This is a genomic window from Shimwellia blattae DSM 4481 = NBRC 105725, from assembly GCF_000262305.1.
Classification (GTDB): domain Bacteria; phylum Pseudomonadota; class Gammaproteobacteria; order Enterobacterales; family Enterobacteriaceae; genus Shimwellia; species Shimwellia blattae.
In genome coordinates this window covers 1,463,909-1,485,425 of record NC_017910.1, presented here as the reverse complement: position 1 = coordinate 1,485,425, position 21,517 = coordinate 1,463,909, and the positions used below count along the sequence as shown (strand labels likewise).

The window sequence follows — 21,517 nt, the reverse complement described above, 5'->3', positions numbered from 1 at the left end:
ATACTCGCCAGGAAAGTTGTAGGCGGGTATCAAATAAATCAGCACAAAAAATACAGTGGGTTATTTAAAACTGTATTTAGTGCTGAGGGTTGCCACCGTGTCACTGTAATTGTTTTTCCCAAGGTGCCGGGCTACCTCACCCCAGACATTAAATTATCCCTTCGATCCCGGTTTTTATGTACGGGCGGTGGTGTTGCTGGTGTTGGTTTAGGGTACGCTGGTAGTACAGTGGGAAGTGCTGTTGGGACATTAGGGTGGAGAACAGCTGTATGAAATTTTCGGTAATTAATTTTATAATTATGTATCGAAACCCGATTGGATTAGCATTGTGTTTATGCCTAATACTTACGGTTATTATTTCCATCATTTACGATCGTGCTTCGAAAAATAAATTCATTACTCTTTGCTCGCTATTTGTTGAAAAATTTGGAGCAAGACCAGTTGAAGTTTTAATTTATCAGGATGGGGGGTTATTTTTCTCATTTATGCGTGATGCATTCTTTATTAAAGCATTATACTTTAAAGAAAACTCATTTCATACGCGGGGAATGAATAATGAACAAATACGTTTCATTAAAGAGCTTCCTAATCAGTACACCAATTGGTTACGTGTAAAAGTGCGACTTTCCATTGTTGGTATTATTCTACTATTTATGATGTTATCAGTTTTCTATTTGCCAGAATTTATTTAACGACAATAAATAGTCAGGTTTTACGACTGGATATTTTATTTACTCCCAATCAATACCATCAATTACATAAGAAACTGAAGATAAGGGAAACGTATACAAACAGCCTTAGAGATCCCTGCGCTTTTCTCGTGCCCTACGGTTTGCTGCAGATACAGAATTTTTTCACCCAGCCAGTCATTGTGGCAGAACAGACCGAGTGACAGATAGAATGCGGTGATCACTGCTGTTCGTAATCATCCAAATACGGAATACCGTACCGGTAGAAAAATTTAAAAATTACCTTAATTGCCACAAATATCAATAACATACCGCGATGACAATATGATTAGCGGAAAAGAGCCATTGTGCGGGGAAATCGCAGAAAGAGGTTTCCACCGGATAATAAACTATCGCCCCGGTCAGACATTAATCACCGGGGGCAATAATCACCGCCCATATGGTACTTGACAATGGACGATAAGCACAATTCATTCATATTAATATTTCTTAGCGGCACATTTAGCGAATCCTGATTAACACAGCGCGGTATTTTATATCCAATGGGTGTCGCTGTTTATAAGTATGCATGACCAGTACATTTATTACCCACCTGCCATGATGGCTGTGGATAATAAAACCATTAAAACAGTGCACCAACATAACTGCGGATTTTCTGCATAAGAAAAACAGGGAAAAAAATGAAACGTTCAACACTAGGTTTATTACTGTCATGCGCACTGGTATCCGGCGCGGGTTATGCGGCCCCGGTGCAGCTCTCCTCTTTCGGCAATCTTCCGGATGATACCGAGGTCAACGGTTTCCACGGTACATTTCTCTACGGGCAAACCGGCACCGTTAACGGTGTTGATATGCCGATCCTCGGTTATACGGAAATGGACAAACTGAACGGGCTGGAGCTGGGTGTCGGTGGTGACCATATCCGTAACGGTATGAACGGGATGGCGCTTAACCTGTTTAACTGGCACGGGGGCGAAGATAACGGCCTGAATATTGGCCTGGCTAACCAGCTTGGTAACCTCAACGGTGCCAGCATTGGCCTTTACAGCGGCACCGCCAACATGACGGGCCTTAACCTGGGCCTTGCCAACACCACCGCCAATGCCACCGGCTGGAACCTGGCGGGCCTTGGGAACTATTCAACCGGCAATATTACCGGCCTGAACACCGTAGGCCTGGGGAATGATACCGAAGGCAGCATTTATGGTGCCAATATCGTCGGGGTGGGTAACTATACCGGAGGCGAAGTCAAAGGGGTGAACGTTGCGCCACTTAACTGGACCGCGGGCAACACGCAGGGCCTGAACGTCTCGCTGCTTAACCACACCGCCGATGTTCAGGGGGTCAATATTGGCGCACTGGGTAACTGGAGCGAAGGTAAAATTACCGGGGTGAATGCGGGGATTGTTAACGTCTCCGGCGATGTTACCGGCCTGAACGTGGCGGGATTTAATAAATCCGGCAATATGACCGGCGCCAACATCAGCGCCCTGAACTGGACCGGCGATGTCACCGGTTTCAACATGGGGGCGATTAACTTGTCACATGACGTCACCGGTATGAACCTGGGCGCATTTAACGTAGCCAACAACGTGACCGGCATGAACCTCGGGGTGGTAAACATGTCCACCGGCAGCAGCACCTTCGACTTCGGCTTGTTAAACAGCGCCAGCGCGACAAACTTCCAGATTGGTCTGGTGAACGTCACCAATAACCTGGAAGGTTTACAAATTGGTCTGATTAACGTGGCAACCAACGCCGCAGTACCGGTACTGCCCATCGCCAACTTCCATCGCTCTTTCTGATCGTGATTCTGCCCCGGAAGCCCCGCCTCGCCGGGCTTCCGGTAAATCACCCGTTATCTTCTGCCCGACTGTGGGCTGAAGATAACCATCACCCCGGCGACAATCAGCACTACACCCGCCGCCCCCGCCCGGGAAAAATGCTCCCCGAACCCCGGCAGCAGCAGTGCCGCTCCCCACACCAGTACATAGCTCAGGCTTAACAGCGAATAAGCACGGCTTAGCGGAATACGCCGCAGCGCCATAAACCAGCACCCCATCGAGGCCAGATACCCCCCTACCCCACAGGCGAGGATCATCACCGGCCCCGGGCCGGAAAACAGCGCCGCCAGTGAGCCAGGCGGGAGCTGCTGCATGGCGTAGCGCATCAGCAACTGCGCGATACTGACCAGCAGAACACTGCACAACGCCCAGAACACCCCCATCAGGCACTCCCCCCGACCAGTATCACCCCGGCCACAATCAGCCCGATCCCCAGCCAGTGGCGCCGCGATACCTGCTCACCCCACAAGGCCCGGGCGCCCAGCGTCACCCAGACAATATTCAGGCTCAGCAGCGGGTAAGCCACCCCCACCGGCAGGCGCTGTAAAACCCCCAGCCACAGCAGCATGCCGCCCGCCAGCAGTAACAGCGCCAGCGCCAGCCAGCCCACCACCCGGGAGCGATGGTAGCCTGAGAGCGCCGCCTGCTTCTGGCACAACTGGCCCAGGCAGCTCAGCACGCTGGCCCCCACCAGCAGCAGCCAGCCGCTCACCGGGGGAGATACTCCAGCAGAACCTGGCGGCTTGTACTCCCCGGCTGGTAGATACGGTCCGGTACAGGCAGCGGTAAATGGTCGGGATCTTCGCCATGGCCCAGGTGTAATACCAGCGAGACGCGCCCCTCCTGACGATGTTGCGCCAGCCAGTGGCTGAAATCCTCACGGCTGACATATTGCCCGGCCCCGTCCGGATAATTAATGCCATACTTCAGCTCGCCTTTTGAGCCATAGAGCTGAATATCGCTGCGTTTAAGCATCCAGGCCAGCCCCGCCGCCACCCCCACATTATTGCTCAGAATGTAGCGGCTGTTGTCCAGGGGCTCCCGGGCGAAAGCAATAAGCACCTGCGGGTTTTTACTGTCCATAATGCGATCCGGTACCGCCAGGCCAAACGCCAGTGCAACCCCAAGCGGGCACAATATCGCCCCGGGCCAGCGCCGGAGCGGATCCCGGAGCAATAACCAGCCGGTAACCCCCCAGAAAGTAAACCCCAGCAGCGCAAGGAAAGTTTTATATAACTCCGGGGGCAACCATAGCGGCGGCTCGCGGTAAAAACAGGGTGCCAGCACCAGTGCGGCGACGCCTCCGGCGATACCCACCAGCAGGTTAATCACCCCATTGGCCCGGAATACCCGCAGCGCCTGCGCCCCCTGCGCTGTTGCCAGCCCGGTAGCATAGCGGGCCATCAGCAGCGCCAGCGGCACAAAGCAGGGCATGATGTATGTCACCAGCTTCCCTTTGGCGATGCTGAAAAAAATCAGCGGCATCAGCACCCAGCCCAGCAGGTATAACGCCTCCCGCCGCCCGGCGCTTTCCTTCCAGCCCAGGCGCAGCGCCCCGGGCAGTAAACCAAGCCAGGGCAGACAGCCCAGAATCAGCACTGGCAGGTAATACCAGAAAGGCGCTTTATGCTGGGCATCACTGCGGGCAAAGCGCTGAATATGCTCCACCCAGAAGAAGTAACGCCAGAAGTCTGGCTCCCGGCGGGCAATCGCCAGCCCCCAGGGCAGCACCACCAGCACCGCTGCCGCCACAGACAGCCAGCCCCAGGTCAGCACCTCGCGCCAGCGCCGGGTGGCAATAACCCAGGGCAGCACCCCAATCACCGGCACCGCCAGCGCCAGGAAGCCTTTGGTCATCACCCCCATGCCGCAGGCGACCCCCAGCAGCAGATAACCACCGGCTTTCCCCCCGGGTGTGGCGGCATTGGCCCCCCACCAGAAGCTGCACATGGCCAGCGTCATCCACAGGGTAAGCATCGGATCCAGTACCGCATATGTCCCGATACCATAAACCAGCATCGCGCTGAGGAAGATAGCGCCAGACAACAACGCCACCAGCCTGTCGCGCCACAGGGACCACGCCAGGCACCCGCCCAGCAGCGCGCTCAGGGTGGTGGACAAGATACTGCCAAAGCGCACCGCTAAATTTGAATCTCCCAGCAGCCACTGGCCCAGCGCGTTGATCCAGTAACCGGCGATCGGTTTTTCAAAATAACGCAGCCCGAGAAAATGCGGCACGACCCACTCCCGGCTGACCAGCATCTCGCGGCTTATCTCCGCGTAGCGGGTTTCATCCGGCTGCCACAGCAGGCGATACTCCACCGGGAACAGGTAATAAAACAGGTACAGGATGGCGCACACCACCACCCAGTAACGAAAATTTTTACAGGTTTTCATCATCAGAATGTTACCGGTTGTTGAATACCGATCCACCCTTCACGCCCGGGGATTGTGCCGCGCACCACCTGCCCGCCAGGCAGCGTGGCAAGGCTTGCGGGCAGCAGTTCACTCAGCGGGCAGAAGCGGATACCCTGTTGCGCGGCGTCGGCCAGCAGTTGATCAAACTGGCGGGCGTAGTGCCCCCCTTCGACTTCAGCATGAATGGTGTACACCTGGCAGTTTTCCGTGCCTGGCTGGCTGGCCAACTGATGAATACGGTGAAGTAAAAACTGATTAAAATCAGCCGCGCTGGTTTCACGCCCCACCACCTCATCCCAGGTGGGGAGTGTCACCGGGATCTGCACGGTTCCCGTACTGCCGTCTGCCAGTTGCGGAATAAACAGGCCGCTGCCCCGGCAGTCGCTGGTATAGCGCAGGTTAAATGCCCGTAGCGCACTGACGACCCGCTGGTCCGCCCGCCACCCCGGCGCTGCCGCACAGGTCACCGGCTCACCGGTGATAGCCTCCAGCGCCGCGATCCCGCGGGCTATCTCCCGGGTCAGGCGTTCGGGGGACCAGTGTCCGCTGCGGCTTTGCCAGCGGTGATGATCCCAGGCGTGCAGCCCCACCTCATGGCGCCGGGCAGTACGGCGGATCACCGCCCCATTACCGGCCCCAATCAGCCGCCCCGGCCAGGCCGTTCCGGCCAGTAAAATATCCCAGCCATATAAGGAGACCGCCCGGGAGCGCAGCATCTTCCACAAAAAGGCCGGTTTAATCAGCCGCCATAAGTGGCGGCCCATATTGTCCGGGCCGGTACTGAAGAAAAAACTCGCGCGCACCTGGTGCTTTTCAAGCAGCGCCAGAAGTTGCGGCACCCCCTCCCGGGTGCCGCGAAAGGTGTCCACATCTATCCTTAAGCCAACACGCGTTGTCATGGTTGTGGTTCATCCGGATAAATACTACGCAGGAAGAAATCCAGGGTTTGCGCCACCGTCTGATCCATCGGCACCCCGGGTGACCAGTTCAGCAGACGCCGGGCATTGCGGATACTCGGTTTACGGTGCTCCACATCCTGATACCCTTTACCGTAGTAGTTGCTGCTTTCCACCTCACGGAAACCGGCAAACGGCGGGAACCGCTGGCGCAGCGGATGGCGCTCAAAGCATGCCAGCAGCATTTCAGCCAGCTCTTTGATACTGGCTTCGTTATCCGGGTTACCGATATTGATAATCTGGCCGTCGCACTGGCCGTCTTTATTTTCAATGATCCGGAACAGCGCCTCGATACCGTCGCTGATATCGGTGAAGCAGCGCTTCTGGCTACCCCCTTCGATAAGTTTAACCGGGGTGCCTTCAACCAGGTTCAGGATCAACTGGGTAATGGCCCGGGAGCTGCCAATACGCGCCGCATCCAGACTGTCCAGGCGTGGCCCCATCCAGTTAAACGGCCGGAACAGGGTAAAACGCAGCCCGGCTTTATCCCCATAGGCCCAGATAACCCGGTCCAGAAGCTGCTTAGAAACCGAGTAGATCCAGCGCTGCTTGCTGATAGGCCCGACCACCAGATTCGAGGTGTCCTCATCAAATTGCCCGTCGGTACACATGCCGTACACCTCCGAGGTGGACGGGAAAATAATCCGCTTCTGGTATTTGACACAGTCACGGATAATTTTCAGGTTCTCTTCAAAATCCAGCTCAAAAACGCGCAGCGGGTTACGGGTATATTCAATCGGCGTGGCGATAGCCACCAGCGGCAGTACCACATCACATTTCTTAATATGGTATTCAATCCACTCCGAGTGAATGCTGATATCCCCCTCCACAAAATGAAAACGCGGATTTCCGAGAAAACGCCCGATAGCATCGGTGCCGATATCCAGCCCGTAGATTTCGTAATTATCATCCTGCAGCAGCCGCTCGGTCAGATGGTTACCGATAAACCCGTTCACCCCGAGGATCAGCACCCGGGTGCGACGCCGGGCGGCGACCGGCGGCTGAGCAGCGATTCGGGCCCCCGCCACCAGCCCGAGGGCCTGGGCCAATTGCGCCCCCTGCATATACACACCGCCTTCACTCTGGCCGGTGAGGATCTCCAGGGCACCTTCACCACAGGCAATCACCAGCGGGCTGACACTCAGCACGGTGCCGGGCACAGCCGGGGGCAGATCACTGCGCACCCGGGAGGACCAGACAATAAATTTACTGTTCCCGGCGTAGCTGAACGCCCCGGGCCAGGGATCGCTGACCGCCCGCACCAGGTTATACAGCGCCCGGGCGGGGTTTTCCCAGTGCAGCGCGCCATCCTCAGGGGTTCGCCCGCGCACCACGGTGGCCTGGTGTTCATCCTGCGGCCAGGCGCGGTCTTTACCGTCCCGGATGGCAGGCAGCACATCACCCAGCAGCGTGGTCGCGGCGGCGCACAGTTTCTTGTGCAGGCTGAGTGCCGTGTCGTTGTCGTCAATCGACACCGGCAGCTGGCCGCTGATATCCCCCGCATCTGCCCGGCTGACCATACGGTGCAGGGTCACACCGGTCTCTTTTTCTCCGTTGACCAGTACCCAGTTCAGGGGGGCCCGCCCGCGATAACGCGGCAGCAGCGAGCCGTGAAGATTCCAGGCGCCGATCCGCGCCGTGCTGAGGATCTCGTCACTGAGCAGGTGGCGATAATAAAAAGAGAAGATGGCGTCTGCATGCAGCGCCCGGATACGCGCGACCCACAAAGGGTGGTTAACGTCATCCGGGGCAAATACCGGGATCCCCTGCTCCGCCGCCAGGCGCGCGACAGAGCCAAAAAAATGATTTTCCGCCGGGTTGTCCGTGTGGGTAAAAATCGCCGCAATATGATATCCGGCAGCCAGCAGCGCGCGGATACCGGTACAGCCCATATCGTGATAGGCAAAAACAACAGCTTTCATGATTTGTGTTCCTGTTCACCGGTTTTACTGGTGTTGCTATTCTGGCGGATAACCCGTTGAATAAAATAGCGAGGCCGGGCACGGACATCGTTGTAAATACGGCCGATGTATTCGCCCAGTAACCCCATGCCGACAAACTGCGCGCCGATAAACATAAACAGCACGGCGAACAGCATAAATACCCCTTCTGCAGCCCACTGGGGGCCAAAAGCCAGGCGCAGCACCACCAGCAGAATCGCGACCCCAAAACCACACAGCGCCACAATGCTGCCCAGAATGCTGAGCAGGCGCAGGGGGGTTGTGGTCAGGCAGGTGATCAGGTCATACATCAGGTTAATCAGCCGCATCATGCTGTATTTGGAGGTGCCGAACTCCCGCTCTGCGTGGGCCACCGGGATTTCAGTTGTCCGGCGGGCAAAGGTATTGGCAAGAATAGGAATAAAGGTGCTGCGCTCGTGGCAGTTCAGCATCGCCTCAACAATATGGCGCCGGTAAGCGCGCAGCATACAGCCGTAATCCCCCATGGCTTTACCCGTGGTGCGCTGGATCAGACGGTTTATCAGGCGCGAGGCGCTCTTGCGAAACCAGCTGTCCTGGCGCTGCTGGCGCACGCTTCCCACCACGTCATAGCCATGCTCTGCCGCGGCCACCAGGCGGGGGATCTCTTCCGGCGGGTTTTGCAAATCCGCATCCAGCGTAATAATCAGGTCGCCGGTCACATTGCTGAACCCGGCCATGATTGCCGAATGCTGGCCATAATTACGGTTGAGCAGTATCGCCACAATGGGGCTATCTTGCGTTTCGGCCGCCATGGTGATCATGCTGGCCGAATCGTCACTGCTGCCGTCATCAATTAACAGGATTTCAAAATCTTTTCCGGTTTGCTGGCAGGCCGCCTGCGTCCGGCGGATTAACGCCGGCAGGCTTTCCTGCTCATTAAATACCGGGATCACTACTGATATTTTATTAATCGGTGGCGTCATAAACATATCAGTGTTCCGCAAGTTCACGCAGTGCCGTGATGACTCGGGTAGTGTCGTCATAGGTCATGTCCGGGAAAAGGGGTAATGAACAAATTCGCTGGCTGTTCCACTCGGTATCCGGTAGCAAAACCGCAGGAAACTGCTGGCGATAATAGTGCTGGGTATGGGCTGCGCGGAAATGTAACCCGGTGCCGATACCACGTGCTTTTAATTCAGCCATTAAGGTGTCGCGGGTTATTCCACAGCGCGCTTCATCAACCCGGATAATAAATAAATGCCAGCCGTGCTGGTGAGGCCACGGCGGAATACCAAGGGGCTGATAAGGCGTCTCTTTTAATTCATCAAGATAGTGCTCGGCAATATTTTTACGCCGCTGATTAAAAGCCGAAAGTTTACCTAACTGCACCAGCGCCAGGGCTGCGTTAATATCGGTAAGGTTATATTTAAAGCCGGGGGTAATCACTTCCGCCTGGGGGGCACGCCCCTGGGTTTCACGATTAAACGAATCGGCCCCCAGCCCGTGAAATTTCAGCATCCGGATCCGGGTGGCGAGTTGTTCATCGTCGGTAACCACCATGCCGCCCTCGGCGCTGGTGATATTTTTTATCGCCTGAAACGAAAAAATCGCCGTGCCCCGGTTGCCCACATGCTGGCCTTTATAATAGCTGCCCAGCCCGTGGGCCGCGTCCTCAATCACCGGGATACCCTGTTGCTCTCCCAGTGCCCGTATAGGGTCCAGATCCAGTGGCGCACCGGCAAAATGTACCGCGACAATGGCCCGGGTTCTGGGGGTGATGGCCGCGGCAATCGCCTCCGGCGTGACCATCAGCGTATCCCTGTCAACATCCACCATTACCGGGGTGGCCCCGAGCAGGACAATCATATTCAGGGTAGAGACCCAGGTCATTGACGGGGTGATAACCTCATCACCCGGGCCAATACCCAGCGCCATCAGCGTTACGTGCATCCCCCCGGTTGCTGAATTCACCCCCATGGCAAAACGATTGCCCGTCAGATTACAGAACGCCTCTTCCAGCGCCTGTGTTTTTGGCCCGGTTGTAATCCACCCTGACTGCAGAACCGCTTTTACTGCGTCAAATTCATCCTCGCCCATAGACGGGCGGGAAAATGGCAGAAAATCACTCATCTGTTTTTTTCCTCAGAAATAAAAGGATCGAGTCAAACCGGACGCTATCCTCCACTTATCCCCGTCAACCATAAATAAACACCCGTCGTTAAACGGCGCGGGAAGCCCACGGAAATACCATGACACGCAACGCTAGCAGAGGAAGATGAGGAAAAGATTAAGAAAATAAAACGTTTCGATTGATTATTTGTTACGAAACGACCTGCAGTATTTATCTGGTCAGCCATACTGACCGGTGGCGACGGGGATTAATAACACTTTGTTTAAGAAACAGATAATTAATCTGTTAAATATGCCGGAACTTTATTTCCTTTGCGTACCAGAGCGGCAAAGATAAACGCTCTCTATATAAAATAGCATTTTTTTTATTATTACGCGCAATAACGACGGGCTGAATCGGGACAGGCCGCCAGATTTACCGGCAGCCTGCCCGCAGGAGGCTATAAATCAAGGATGAGCTTATCCCCTTTTGCCCGGGAGCAGCAGATAAGCAATGTCTTCTGCGCGGCGCGCTCTTCCTCGCTCAGGTACTGATCCCGGTGGTCCGCCTCTCCTTCCAGAATGGCGGTTTCACAGGTGCCGCAAATCCCTTCCCGGCACAGGCACTCGACCTGTGCCGCTTTGGCGTGCTCAATCGCCTGAAGGATAGTCATATCCGGCGCGACCGTCAGCGTGGTGCCGGAGCGGGCCAGCACCAGGGTAAATGCCGCGCCGGATTTATTCTCAATGGCGAACTGCTCTATGTGAACCCGTGACGGCGCGATACCCAGCGCGGCGGCACACTGCTGTACCTCTTCGCTGAGCGTGGCCGGGCCACAGCAGTAAATGTGCGCCTGTGGGTCAACATCCGCCAGTAACCGGCGCACATCAAGGCGCTCTCCCCGGGCGGAGCGGTACTCCTGAACCCGGGAGCTGAACGGCGGCTGCGCCAGCAGATCGCCAAACGGCGCTCCCGCTTCATCCCGGTAGCTGTAGTGCAGGTCAAACGCCTGCCCGCGCCGGGCCAGCTCATAACCATGGGCAATAAACGGGGTGATCCCTATTCCCCCGGCAATCAGAACATGGCGCGGGGCCTCTGCCAGGGCAAACATATTGTTGGGGGCGGAGATCAGCAGGCTGTCGCCGGTTTTGACCTGCTGGTGCATAAAGCGCGATCCCCCCCGGGAGTCAGGCTCCAGCCGGACACCTATCTGGTAATGGTGGCGCTCTGCCGGGTCATTCATCAGCGAGTAGGCATTGCTGTACTGCTGCTCCCCCTGAGCCATTTGCACAATAATATGGCTGCCGCCGGTAAATGCCGGCAGTGTGCCGCCATCCGGGCGGGTGAGCGTAAAACGGCGAATATCCGGGGTAATACGGTCTATCTGGCTTACAATAACGCTGAACATCGGGTAGTCAGCCATAATTCCACTCCATCATCTGGCAGGCCCGCCGCAGGCGGCAGGCCAGTACAGTCATCAGTGTTCGGACGTCAGAGCGTGTCGTTATCCGGCCGGGCAAAGACCTGCGCCACCAGATTATGGAAGTGGGCAATACCGTGCTCGCTAATCCCGCTGCCGGATGCATCGGCCATAATCCGCCCCTGGCCGCGATAGCCACGGGATTTCAGCCCCTTTTGTACGCTCTCGACCAGGCGCAGATCCTCGGGGCGGAAAACATCCCGATACCATTCGATCAGTTTTTCCTGCTCTTCGGTCAACACCTCATTGGCAAAATAGATATCGTAATGCTGGAGGGTGGTATCCGCATCGGCCGGGAACTCGTAGATAACCGTCATCATGTCCGGCATCGGGGTAACGTTAAACATGGTGCAGGGCCACAGCCAGAAACCGTGGAACGCCGCGTCTTCACGGGCTTCAAATTTAAAAGACTTCTCCGACGGACGGGCATAGCCAAATTGCAGGGTCCAGTTGCCGTGCAGGGTATGCCAGTAGCGATCCACCTGTACCGAATCCGCAAAGCCCGGATGGGCCGGGCCGCAGTGGTAGCACTCCAGGTAGTTATCCACGATATTTTTCCAGTTCGCCGGGGTGCGGGTAACAAAGCGCGCCGCCAGCTTAAGCTCTGGCGCATTGGGGCGGGCGGCCAGCAGCTTGCTTTGCAGGCCGGGCAGCTGCTGCTCTACGCCGTCAGCATTCGGGTCCATATTGATAAAGATAAACCCGGCGTACTCCTCCACTTTCAGCGCCACCAGGCTTGCGGCGTTTTTATCGAAACCGGCGACATTTTCACAGTTGCGGGCGTGGGCCAGCTCCCCATCCAGTTTGAAGGCCCAGGCGTGATACGGACAGGTGATGACGTTACGCGCGGTGCCGTCACCACTCAGCAACTGGTGGCCCCGGTGGGGGCAGACATTATAAAACGCGCGCAATACCCGATCCCGCCCGCGCACCACCAGGATGTTTTCGCCGATCACTTCGCGGGTGATGTAGGCGTTAGGTTCGGCAACTTCACTGGCATGCCCGATACACAGCCAGCTGCGGGCGAAAATGCGCGCCTTCTCCTGCTCAAAAACCTGAGCGCTGGTGTAAAAACGGGCCGGGATAGTCCAGGCATTTGCCGGGTCGGCACAGAAGTTCTCCGGCAGCGTGAAGTCCTGGTCATAGTCAGGGTTAAGTGGCGTTACATGGCTCATTATTGACTCCTCTTTATTATCATCCAGGCAGTTTCTGGTTTTCAGGTACAGGGTGGATCAGGGGGACCTGCTCAGGCTCTGCCCGCTGCGGCGGGCTGTGCTCAATCAGGTGGGCGGGGATGGCGGCATAGTCCTGCTTAAGCCAGCGCACCAGCCCCCAGGTTTTAATCAGCAGCACCACCAGAAAGGGCAGCGCGGTCAGCACTACCGTGGTTTTCATGGTTTCCAGCGATGCGCCGGTAAACAGAATCGAGAGCGGAATAAGCGTAATCACCACGCACCAGAACAGGCGCATATTGCGGCTGGGATCTTCCCCTTCCTGCAGCCCGCGGGTACTGGTTGAGGCCATGGTGTAGGCCACCGCATCCATATGAGAAGCAAGGAAAATAATCATGATAAACAGATACCCGGCAAGGAACAGTTTGCCGGCGGGCAGCGCCATCAGCAGCATCTGCACTGCGCTTTCGCCCCCCTGGGTATTGAGCACTTCAGGGACATTAATCGCCCCGCTAATAAACTGGTGCATGGCGTAGCTTTCCAGCACCCCGAAGAAGAACCAGCAGCCCAGCGTGCTCCCGAGCAGCAGCGCCCAGATAACCTCTTTAATTTTGCGCCCGCGAGAGACCCGGGTAACGAACATTGCCACCCCCGGGGTGTAGGAGATCCACCACAGCCAGTAAAACACCGTCCAGTTACGGGTGAAGGCGCCATCCCCCAGCGGATCGGTAAACAGGCTCATCTGCAGGAAGTGCTGGGTGGTCAGGCCGATGGCGTTGATCGTGTTATTAATGGTGAATTCGGTGGGCCCCACCAGCAACACCAGCAGCGCAAACCCCACGGCCCCCCAGCCCACCATCTTGCTGAGCTGCTGCATGCCGTTATCGATCCCGATATACGAGCTGAGACAAAAAATCACCGCCGCCAGCAGAATCACACAGGCCTGGACCATAAAGGTATCGGGGATGCCGGTCAGTGCGGTAAGCCCCCGGGTAAAGGTGGCGGCCGTCACCACCAGGGAGATGGTCAGCGCCCCGACGGTGGCTATCAGGAAAATAAGATCCACCATCCGCCCCCAGACCCCCCGGGGTTTAACACCGAGGATGGCAGAGATAATCCCCGACAGGCTGAGCCCTTTGTTTTTACGCACGTGAAAATGGTAGGCCATGATCAGCGAGGCCAGCGCGTAGGTCGCCCAGGCGCTGACCCCCCAGTGGAAGAACGAATAGCTGATGCTGTATTCCAGCGCCCGGGGGGTTTTGGGGGCGATATTCAGCCCCGGTGTCTGGTAGTAGTAGGCCCACTCCATTACCCCCCAGTAGAGGGTTGAAGAGCCCAGCCCGGCACAGATAAACATAAACAGCCACGAGGCAGTGCGGTACTGGGGCTTGCCCTCGCCCAGGCGAATATTGCCGTATTTGCTCACCGCCAGGTACACCACCAGGGCCAGCGCCGCCAGCACCAGTACCTGAATAGTGGAGCCAAGCATCCGCGTGACCCCGTTAAAAATAGTATTGGCGATACGCTGAGTCTGCTCAGGAAACAGGCTCAGAGAAAGCGCGATGGCGCCAATCGCCACCAGGCTTGTGACAATCAGCGGGACATCTTTTTTCGAATTGCTCAACATGGGTTTGCTCCTGCTGGTGGTGCACCGGCCCGGGGCCGGTACTTTTACAATCAGTTATTCTGTTGCACCACGCCGGGCCACACAGAACATTAAAGTCACGTTGCATTCACTTTTTATTAACAACACCAGTCTCCTGAAATCACGGACCAAGGACAATCCGGCGATCTGTGAATGGATAAACTACGTAGCGGAAATAATGAGTTGTGAGCTGGCGCAGGTAATGGCCATAAACCGGCAGCAAGGGGCTGTTTTTAAGCCAATGTTTTACTGATGATTATTCACGAAGCATAAAAAACCACGCGTTGCGCGTGGTTTTAAACTGGTAAGCCTGGCTAATTAATCACATTTGGCGGGTGGGCGTGGCAGATTAACGCCCGCCGGTTAACCGCCCGGCAATCGCCTCACCGACCTGCCGGGTCGACGCCTCCCCCTGCATATCCGGCGTGCGCGGCCCGCTGGCAATCACCTGCTCAATGGCCTGCATAATGCCCTGGCTGGCGGCCAGGTAGTCCGCATCGCCATTGCCCAGAAACTCCAGCATCATCGCCCCGGCCCAGATGGTGGCTATCGGGTTGGCAATATTTTTACCGAAGATATCCGGCGCGGAGCCGTGGACCGGCTCAAACAGGGAGGGGAAATCACGCTCCGGGTTCAGGTTCGCCGAGGGCGCAATCCCGATAGTGCCGGCGCAGGCCGGGCCGAGATCGGACAAGATATCGCCAAACAGGTTAGAGGCCACCACCACATCAAACCGCTCCGGTTGCAGGACAAACCGGGCGCAGAGGATATCGATATGCTGCTTATCCCAGGTGATATCCGGGTAGTTGCCAGCCATATTTGCCAGGCGCTCATCCCAGTAAGGCATGCTGATAGCCAGGCCATTGGATTTGGTTGCCGAGGTCAGGCGCTTACGCGGGCGGCTGCGGGCCAGTTCAAAGGCATATTTCAGGATCCGGTCCACCCCCTGGCGGGTAAAGACCGACTCCTGAATCACCACTTCCCGGTCGGTGCCCTCATACAGGCGCCCCCCGGCAGAGGAATACTCCCCTTCGGTATTTTCGCGCACCACATAAAAATCAATGTCTCCGGGCTGTTTACCCGCCAGCGGGCACGGAACGCCGGGGAATAAGCGCACCGGGCGCAGGTTCACATATTGCTGAAAATCCTGGCGAAACTTCAGCAGCGATCCCCAGAGCGAAATATGGTCCGGCACCGTATCCGGCCAGCCCACCGCCCCGAAGTAGATGGCGTCAAAAGATTTCAGCCGCTCGAACCAGTCATCGGGCATCATCTTGCCGTGGTGCTGATAATATTCGCAGCTGGCCCATTCGATATGTTCAAACACCAGCGACAGCCCCCACTGGCTGGCCGCAGCCTGTAGTACCCGGATCCCTTCCGGGAGCACTTCCTGACCAATACCGTCACCCGCAATGGCCGCAATACGATAGGTTTTCTTCATCGGAGATCTCACTTATGGCTGGTGAAAATTGACTTCCCCTCTATCCTATAATTGACTGATTTATCTCCAATACCCAAACCAGTGAAACATAAAACACAGATCATGAATAATCTGCCGATACTCAGCGACCTGCGTGTCTTTATTATTGTTGCCCGCCGGGCCGGGTTTGCCGCGGCGGCGGAAGAGATGGGCGTCTCCCCGGCGTTTATCAGCAAGCGTATTGCCCTGCTGGAAAGTACGCTGAATGTGACCCTGCTCCACCGAACCACCCGCCGGGTGACCATAACCGAAGATGGCGAGCGCATTTATGAATGGGCCCAGCGCATCCTGCACGACGTAGACCAGATGATGGATGAGCTGTCTGACATTCGCCAGGATCCCCAGGGTACGCTGCGGGTAGTCAGCAGCTTTGGCTTTGGTCGCCGTTTTGTCGCCCCGGCCCTTTCCGCCCTGTCCCGGGAGTATCCGAACCTCGAAATCCGCTTTGACGTGCAGGATAAGATTGTCGATCTGGTGAATGAGGGGGTGGATCTGGATATCCGGGTGGGTGATGATATTGACCCGAACCTGATAGCCCGCAAACTGGGGGCTAACCAGCGAATCTTATGCGCCGCACCGGCGTTCCTGCACCGTGAAGGGGTGCCCCGCTCCCTGGCGGAGCTCAGCGGTATGCCCTGCCTGGTCATCAAAGAGCGCGACCACCCGTTCGGTGTCTGGACCCTGCAGGGGCCAGACGCCAGAGAGCACAGCCTGAAAGTGACCGGGGCCCTGGCCTCCAACCACGGGGAGGTCGTTCACCAGTGGTGCCTGGACGGTATGGGCGTTGCGCTGCGCTCCTGGTGGGATGTAAAAGACAATATCGCCGCCGGGAAGCTGGTGCATATCCTCCCGGACTACTACCAGCCCGCCAATATCTGGGCGGTGTATGTCACCCGGCTGGCTATGTCTGCCCGGGTGCGGGTTACGGTTGAGTTTCTGCGCCACTATTTTGCCACCCACTATCAGGGCTATGAACCGCGCCCGCGCCACCCGGTCGCCGCCGGCAAGTAACCCGCCGGGCTACAGGGCAACACTCAGCTGCCCAAGCCAGCCCCCCCACCCGGCCAGCGCCAGGGAGGGGCCAAAAGGGATGGTCTGCGGCCGCTGGCCGGTCAGCCACAGGGCCGCCCCGTGGAGCAGCCCGAACAGCGCGGCCAGAAACAGGCACCCGGGCAGCAGTGCAGGCCCAAGCCAGGCCCCCAGGGCCGCCGCCAGTTTCACATCCCCGTAGCCCAGCCCCTCCCGGCCGGTGAACAGATAAAACCCCCGCCCGGTGGCCCACAGTAGCCCATACCCCAGCGCAGCCCCCGTAATGGCCGGGCCCGGCCCCGGCAACGCCAGCAATAAACCGCCCCACAACAGGGGCTGGGTCAGCCGGTCCGGCAGGAGCCCGTGGCGTAAATCGATAGCCGCCAGGGCAACCAGCGCCGCCGCCAGTAACCACGACTCGGCCCGGGCGGTGGCGGGAAACAGCGCCACCATCACCAGCGCCAGAATAGCGCCCCCCAGCCCTGCCACGAGACAGCGCCCCCGACTGTAGCCGGTACCCGGGCCACCGGGCACTGACGCCAGGATCTGGCGGGGAAGTATCAGCACCAGCCCGTAAACCAGCACGCCCCCGGCCATACCGGCCAGGGTAATCATCAGCCACGCCATTTCGCCCTCCTGCCTGTATGCCCGGCAGGCATACTATCCGGGCGCGGCCAGCGGTGCGAGTATCAGTCTGAATTATGCGGCGCGGGCTGTAAAAAACGCCCCGGGTGGACAACAATGCAACCGGATGTATCACATTACGCCAATTTCAGCGTACAATTCCGGCATCCTGAACCGCCCGCCAGGGCCATGACCCCGGCGGCGGTACTGTTTTACACATTTTGGGATTGCCCCGGCCAGAGGACGCGGGGTGAAATCGCCCCACCGGGTTGTTTTGTTTAGGTGACGGATGCATACCAGACCTGCATCAGACCGTCTGTATCGGAGTTATTATGGGTAAATCTAAAGCGATCATTTTATCTGCCATGGTGGCACTGGGTGGTTTAACGTTCAGCGGCCTGGCCCAGGCCGACGCCAGCAGCTTTGAGCTCAAACAAACCACGGAAGATTTCCGTGTGTTTAAACCCGGGGATGTGGTGCCGGATCTCTATCTGACAAAACCCTATGAGATTACCAACTGGAGCCAGCGCCACCTGCCGGCACCGGAAGCGGACAGCTTCTGGACCTATATGGGTGGGGATTATGTGCTGGTGTCCCGTACGGACAAGAAAGTGCTGCGCATTATGTCTGGCGATATCTTCTACCGCCACTGATGGGCTCATGCCGGTCGCGACCGGCAATCCGCAGCCCCGGGCGGGGCTGCGAAACCTGCTTTTTATACTGCGCGGAAGGCGATATCCCCGGGGATAACCTCGCCCTGCCAGTAAAGCTGTGCAGCCACCAGGCCCGCCAGCTGACGGTACAGCGTGGTAAACTCGCTTTCCGGCCGGCAGGCAACGGTAGGCTCACCGCGATCCAGATCCTCGCGCAATGAAATATGCAGCGGCATCTGCCCCAGCAGGCGGGTGTGGTATTGCTCTGCCAGTTTCTGTGCCCCGCCAGTGCCGAAAATCGGCTCGTGGTGACCACAATTACTGCAGATATGCATGCTCATATTCTCCACAATGCCCAGTACCGGCACCTCTACTTTCTCGAACATGACAATGCCTTTTTTGGCATCAATCAGCGCGATATCCTGAGGGGTGGTAACCACCAGCGCACCGGTGACCGGCACATTCTGGGCCAGGGTGAGCTGAATATCCCCGGTGCCCGGGGGCATATCCAGTACCAGGTAGTCCAGATCCGGCCACAGGGTCTCCTGGAGCATCTGCATCAGCGCTTTGCTGGCCATGGGCCCGCGCCACACCATGGCGTTGTCGTCAGTAACCAGATAACCGATAGAGTTGGTCGCCAGGCCCCGGGCCATAATCGGCGCCATGTGGGTGCCATCTGGTGAGGTCGGGCGCTCATGCTCCGCCCCCAGCATGGTGGGGATAGACGGGCCATAAATGTCCGCATCCAGAATGCCCACTTTTGCCCCTTCAGCCACCAGCGCCAGCGCCAGGTTCACCGCCGTAGACGATTTCCCGACCCCGCCCTTACCGGAGCTGACCGCAATAATATTTTTCACGCCGCTGATGCCGGGCTGGTTTTTAACCCGCTTCAGGGTGGCAATGTTATAGCTCAGTTTCCAGTCGATGGCTGTCGCGCCGGTAATGCGCAGCAGCTCTGCGCTCACCTGCTCTTTCAGCGCCTCAAAACCGCTCTGCCAGGCAAAAGGCATTTGCAGTTCAATGTGTAACCGCCCGTCCATCCAGGCCACATGGTGCAGCGCTTTCAGCGCTGTCAGGTTGTGGTGCAGTGTAGGGTGTTGAAAATTAGCCAGTGTACCGGCAACCATGGCGCGCAGGGCTTCCGGTGATTTGGCCTGGGATTGAGAGTGCATCCCGACTCCTTTTTTTTCTGCTCACAAAGCGTGTCTGCTAAGTGTACCCGAAAGGGAATAATTACCCCACAATTAGCTTATAGACTTACCAAAGGCGGCCCTTTTCAGGTAACATCAAAACCCCTTTTTACAACTGAAGAATCCTTGTCACTATGACTCAAGTCGCGAAAAAAATTCTGGTAACGTGCGCACTTCCTTACGCAAACGGCGCTATCCACCTTGGCCATATGCTGGAGCATATCCAGGCTGATGTCTGGGTTCGTTATCAGCGAATGCGCGGCCACCAGGTGAATTTCATCTGCGCCGACGATGCGCACGGCACGCCAATTATGCTGAAAGCTCAGCAACTGGGGATCACGCCGGAGCAGATGATCGCTGAAATGAGTCAGGAACATCAGACAGATTTCGCAGGCTTTAATATCAGCTATGACAACTACCACTCTACCCACAGCGAAGAGAACCGCGAGCTGTCTACGCTTATCTACCGCCGCCTGAAAGAAAATGGCTTTATTAAGCAGCGCACCATTTCCCAGCTGTATGATCCGCAAAAAGGCATGTTCCTGCCGGACCGTTTCGTAAAAGGCACCTGCCCGAAATGTAAATCCCCGGATCAGTACGGCGATAACTGTGAAGTGTGCGGCGCAACCTACAGCCCCACCGAACTGATTGAGCCAAAATCGGTCGTTTCCGGTGCCACCCCGGTGATGCGTGAGTCTGAGCACTTCTTCTTTGATCTGCCGGCCTTTAGCGAAATGCTGAACGCCTGGACCCGTTCCGGTGCCCTGCAGGAGCAGGTAGCCAACAAAATGCAGGAGTGGTTCGACTCCGGCCTGCAGCAGTGGGATATCTCCCGCGATGCGCCGTACTTCGGCTTTGAGATCCCGGACGCCCCGGGGAAATATTTCTACGTCTGGCTGGATGCGCCCATCGGCTATATGGGCTCGTTTAAGAACCTGTGCGATAAGCGCGCGGATCTGAACTTTGACGACTGGTGGAAGAAAGACTCAGACGCAGAGCTGTATCACTTTATCGGTAAAGATATTGTGTACTTCCACAGCCTGTTCTGGCCCGCCATGCTGGAAGGCAGCGGCTACCGCAAACCGACCAATCTGTTTGTGCACGGCTATGTGACGGTAAACGGCGCCAAAATGTCCAAGTCCCGCGGCACCTTTATTAAGGCCAGCACCTGGCTGAAACACTTTGACGCAGACAGCCTGCGCTACTACTACACGGCGAAACTGTCGCCGCGTATTGATGATATCGATCTCAACCTCGAAGATTTTGTCCAGCGCGTCAACGCCGATATCGTCAACAAAGTGGTTAACCTCGCCTCCCGTAACGCCGGGTTTATTACCAAACGCTTTGGCGGTGAGCTGGCGGCAGATATTGCTGATCCTGAGCTGTACAAAACCTTTACCGATGCGGCAGCCAGCATTGGTGATGCCTGGGAGAGCCGCGAGTATGGCCGCGCCATTCGCGAAATTATGGCGCTGGCGGACCTGGCTAACCGCTATGTGGACGAGCAGGCCCCGTGGGTGGTGGCGAAGCAGGAAGGCCGCGATGCGGATCTGCAATCCATCTGCTCAATGGGGATTAACCTGTTCCGGGTGCTGATGACCTACCTCAAGCCGGTACTGCCGGGGCTGTCTGCCCGGGCAGAGGCGTTCCTCAATACGGAACTGAGCTGGGATAGCATCAGCCAGCCACTGCTGAGCCATAAAGTGAATCCGTTTAAAGCCCTGTATAACCGTATCGATATGAAGCAGGTTGATGCACTGGTGGAAGCCTCTAAAGAGGAAGTCAAAGCGATGGCGGCCCCGGTGAGCGGCCCGCTGGCCGACGATCCGCTGCAGGAAACCATCTCGTTTGATGATTTCGCCAAAGTGGATATGCGCATTGCGCTGATCGAAAACGCCGAGTTTGTGGAAGGCTCCGATAAGCTGCTGCGCCTGACCCTGGACCTGGGCGGTGAGAAGCGTAATGTCTTCTCGGGTATTCGTTCCGCCTACCCGGATCCCCAGGCACTGAAAGGCCGCCTGACGGTGATGGTGGCGAACCTGGCACCGCGCAAAATGCGCTTTGGGATCTCTGAAGGCATGGTGATGGCAGCAGGCCCGGGCGGGAAAGATATTTTCCTGTTAAGCCCGGACAGCGGCGCCTTACCGGGTCAGCAGGTGAAATAACCGCAATATCGCGAAACGGTCCGCTCTGCGGGCCGTTTTTTTATGCCGCACCGCTCTCCGCCCACGTACAAATCTTGCCATTCCCCGGCCAGCGGTGAAAAACTTCTGCTCAAAAATTCAAAACCGTAACCTACCGCAAC

The 21,517-nt window shown here is 57.0% G+C and carries 18 protein-coding genes; 5 read left to right on the top strand and 13 right to left on the bottom strand.

What is annotated here, in order from left to right; translation table 11 throughout:
- Positions 1–269: 269 nt before the first annotated feature.
- Entirely contained in the window at positions 270–692 is a 423-nt protein-coding gene (locus EBL_RS06840) for a hypothetical protein (RefSeq protein ID WP_002439932.1), read from the top strand.
- Positions 693–1,369: 677 nt separating this feature from the next.
- Positions 1,370–2,494 carry an LA_2272 family surface repeat-containing protein gene (locus EBL_RS06835; RefSeq protein WP_002439930.1) on the top strand — a complete coding sequence of 375 codons (1,125 nt, stop codon included), beginning with the start codon at positions 1,370–1,372 and terminating at the stop codon, positions 2,492–2,494.
- Between the two features lie 53 nt (positions 2,495–2,547).
- Here the strand turns inward: EBL_RS06835 and arnF are convergent, their stop codons facing one another.
- The 11 genes from arnF to EBL_RS06775 all read right to left on the bottom strand — a co-directional run bounded on the left by arnF (position 2,548) and on the right by EBL_RS06775 (position 15,677).
- Entirely contained in the window at positions 2,548–2,916 is a 369-nt protein-coding gene (gene arnF / locus EBL_RS06830; protein WP_002439929.1) for a 4-amino-4-deoxy-L-arabinose-phosphoundecaprenol flippase subunit ArnF, read from the bottom strand.
- Entirely contained in the window at positions 2,916–3,245 is a 330-nt protein-coding gene (gene arnE, locus EBL_RS06825; protein WP_002439928.1) for a 4-amino-4-deoxy-L-arabinose-phosphoundecaprenol flippase subunit ArnE, read from the bottom strand. The genes arnF and arnE overlap by 1 nt, the downstream gene beginning before the upstream one ends.
- Positions 3,242–4,930 carry a lipid IV(A) 4-amino-4-deoxy-L-arabinosyltransferase gene (gene arnT, locus EBL_RS06820; RefSeq protein WP_014715943.1) on the bottom strand — a complete coding sequence of 563 codons (1,689 nt, stop codon included), beginning with the start codon at positions 4,928–4,930 and terminating at the stop codon, positions 3,242–3,244. Before arnT ends, arnE begins: the two co-directional genes overlap by 4 nt.
- 2 nt (positions 4,931–4,932) lie before the next feature.
- Positions 4,933–5,850, bottom strand: coding sequence for a 4-deoxy-4-formamido-L-arabinose-phosphoundecaprenol deformylase (arnD, locus tag EBL_RS06815; RefSeq protein WP_002439926.1), 918 nt, complete (start codon positions 5,848–5,850; stop codon positions 4,933–4,935).
- Positions 5,847–7,829, bottom strand: a complete 1,983-nt coding sequence (gene arnA / locus EBL_RS06810) for a bifunctional UDP-4-amino-4-deoxy-L-arabinose formyltransferase/UDP-glucuronic acid oxidase ArnA (RefSeq protein ID WP_002439925.1) — start codon at positions 7,827–7,829, stop codon at positions 5,847–5,849. The genes arnD and arnA overlap by 4 nt, the downstream gene beginning before the upstream one ends.
- Positions 7,826–8,818, bottom strand: a complete 993-nt coding sequence (arnC, locus tag EBL_RS06805) for an undecaprenyl-phosphate 4-deoxy-4-formamido-L-arabinose transferase (RefSeq protein WP_002439924.1) — start codon at positions 8,816–8,818, stop codon at positions 7,826–7,828. Before arnC ends, arnA begins: the two co-directional genes overlap by 4 nt.
- 1 nt (position 8,819) lies before the next feature.
- The gene (arnB, locus tag EBL_RS06800; RefSeq protein ID WP_002439923.1) at positions 8,820–9,959 is read right to left on the bottom strand and encodes a UDP-4-amino-4-deoxy-L-arabinose aminotransferase; all 1,140 of its coding nucleotides are present in this window, start codon (positions 9,957–9,959) and stop codon (positions 8,820–8,822) included.
- Positions 9,960–10,399: 440 nt separating this feature from the next.
- Positions 10,400–11,362: a PDR/VanB family oxidoreductase gene (locus tag EBL_RS06795; RefSeq protein ID WP_002439922.1), complete on the bottom strand. Its 963-nt coding sequence runs from the start codon at positions 11,360–11,362 to the stop codon at positions 10,400–10,402.
- 68 nt (positions 11,363–11,430) lie between these two features.
- A complete protein-coding gene (locus EBL_RS06790; RefSeq protein ID WP_002439921.1) occupies positions 11,431–12,594 on the bottom strand; it encodes an aromatic ring-hydroxylating oxygenase subunit alpha in 1,164 nt (387 codons plus the stop codon).
- Positions 12,595–12,613: 19 nt separating this feature from the next.
- A complete protein-coding gene (locus EBL_RS06785; protein ID WP_002439920.1) occupies positions 12,614–14,218 on the bottom strand; it encodes a BCCT family transporter in 1,605 nt (534 codons plus the stop codon).
- 367 nt (positions 14,219–14,585) lie between these two features.
- Positions 14,586–15,677 (bottom strand): tartrate dehydrogenase, encoded by a 1,092-nt coding sequence (locus tag EBL_RS06775; RefSeq protein WP_002439919.1) that lies wholly within the window; start codon positions 15,675–15,677, stop codon positions 14,586–14,588.
- 81 nt (positions 15,678–15,758) lie between these two features.
- On the opposite strand from EBL_RS06775, the gene EBL_RS06770 reads away from it, so the two are divergent.
- A complete protein-coding gene (locus EBL_RS06770; protein ID WP_174270543.1) occupies positions 15,759–16,727 on the top strand; it encodes a LysR substrate-binding domain-containing protein in 969 nt (322 codons plus the stop codon).
- Positions 16,728–16,736: 9 nt separating this feature from the next.
- On the opposite strand, the gene EBL_RS06765 is transcribed toward EBL_RS06770, so the two are convergent.
- The gene (locus EBL_RS06765) at positions 16,737–17,372 is read right to left on the bottom strand and encodes a prepilin peptidase (protein WP_002439917.1); all 636 of its coding nucleotides are present in this window, start codon (positions 17,370–17,372) and stop codon (positions 16,737–16,739) included.
- A 329-nt stretch (positions 17,373–17,701) separates the two neighbouring features.
- On the opposite strand from EBL_RS06765, the gene EBL_RS06760 reads away from it, so the two are divergent.
- The gene (locus EBL_RS06760; protein WP_002439916.1) at positions 17,702–18,022 is read left to right on the top strand and encodes an RcnB family protein; all 321 of its coding nucleotides are present in this window, start codon (positions 17,702–17,704) and stop codon (positions 18,020–18,022) included.
- A 62-nt stretch (positions 18,023–18,084) separates the two neighbouring features.
- On the opposite strand, the gene apbC is transcribed toward EBL_RS06760, so the two are convergent.
- Positions 18,085–19,194, bottom strand: a complete 1,110-nt coding sequence (apbC, locus tag EBL_RS06755; protein WP_002439915.1) for an iron-sulfur cluster carrier protein ApbC — start codon at positions 19,192–19,194, stop codon at positions 18,085–18,087.
- A 152-nt stretch (positions 19,195–19,346) separates the two neighbouring features.
- Between apbC and metG the strand changes: the two genes are divergently transcribed.
- A complete protein-coding gene (gene metG / locus EBL_RS06750; protein ID WP_002439914.1) occupies positions 19,347–21,377 on the top strand; it encodes a methionine--tRNA ligase in 2,031 nt (676 codons plus the stop codon).
- The last annotated feature ends 140 nt before the right edge of the window (positions 21,378–21,517 follow it).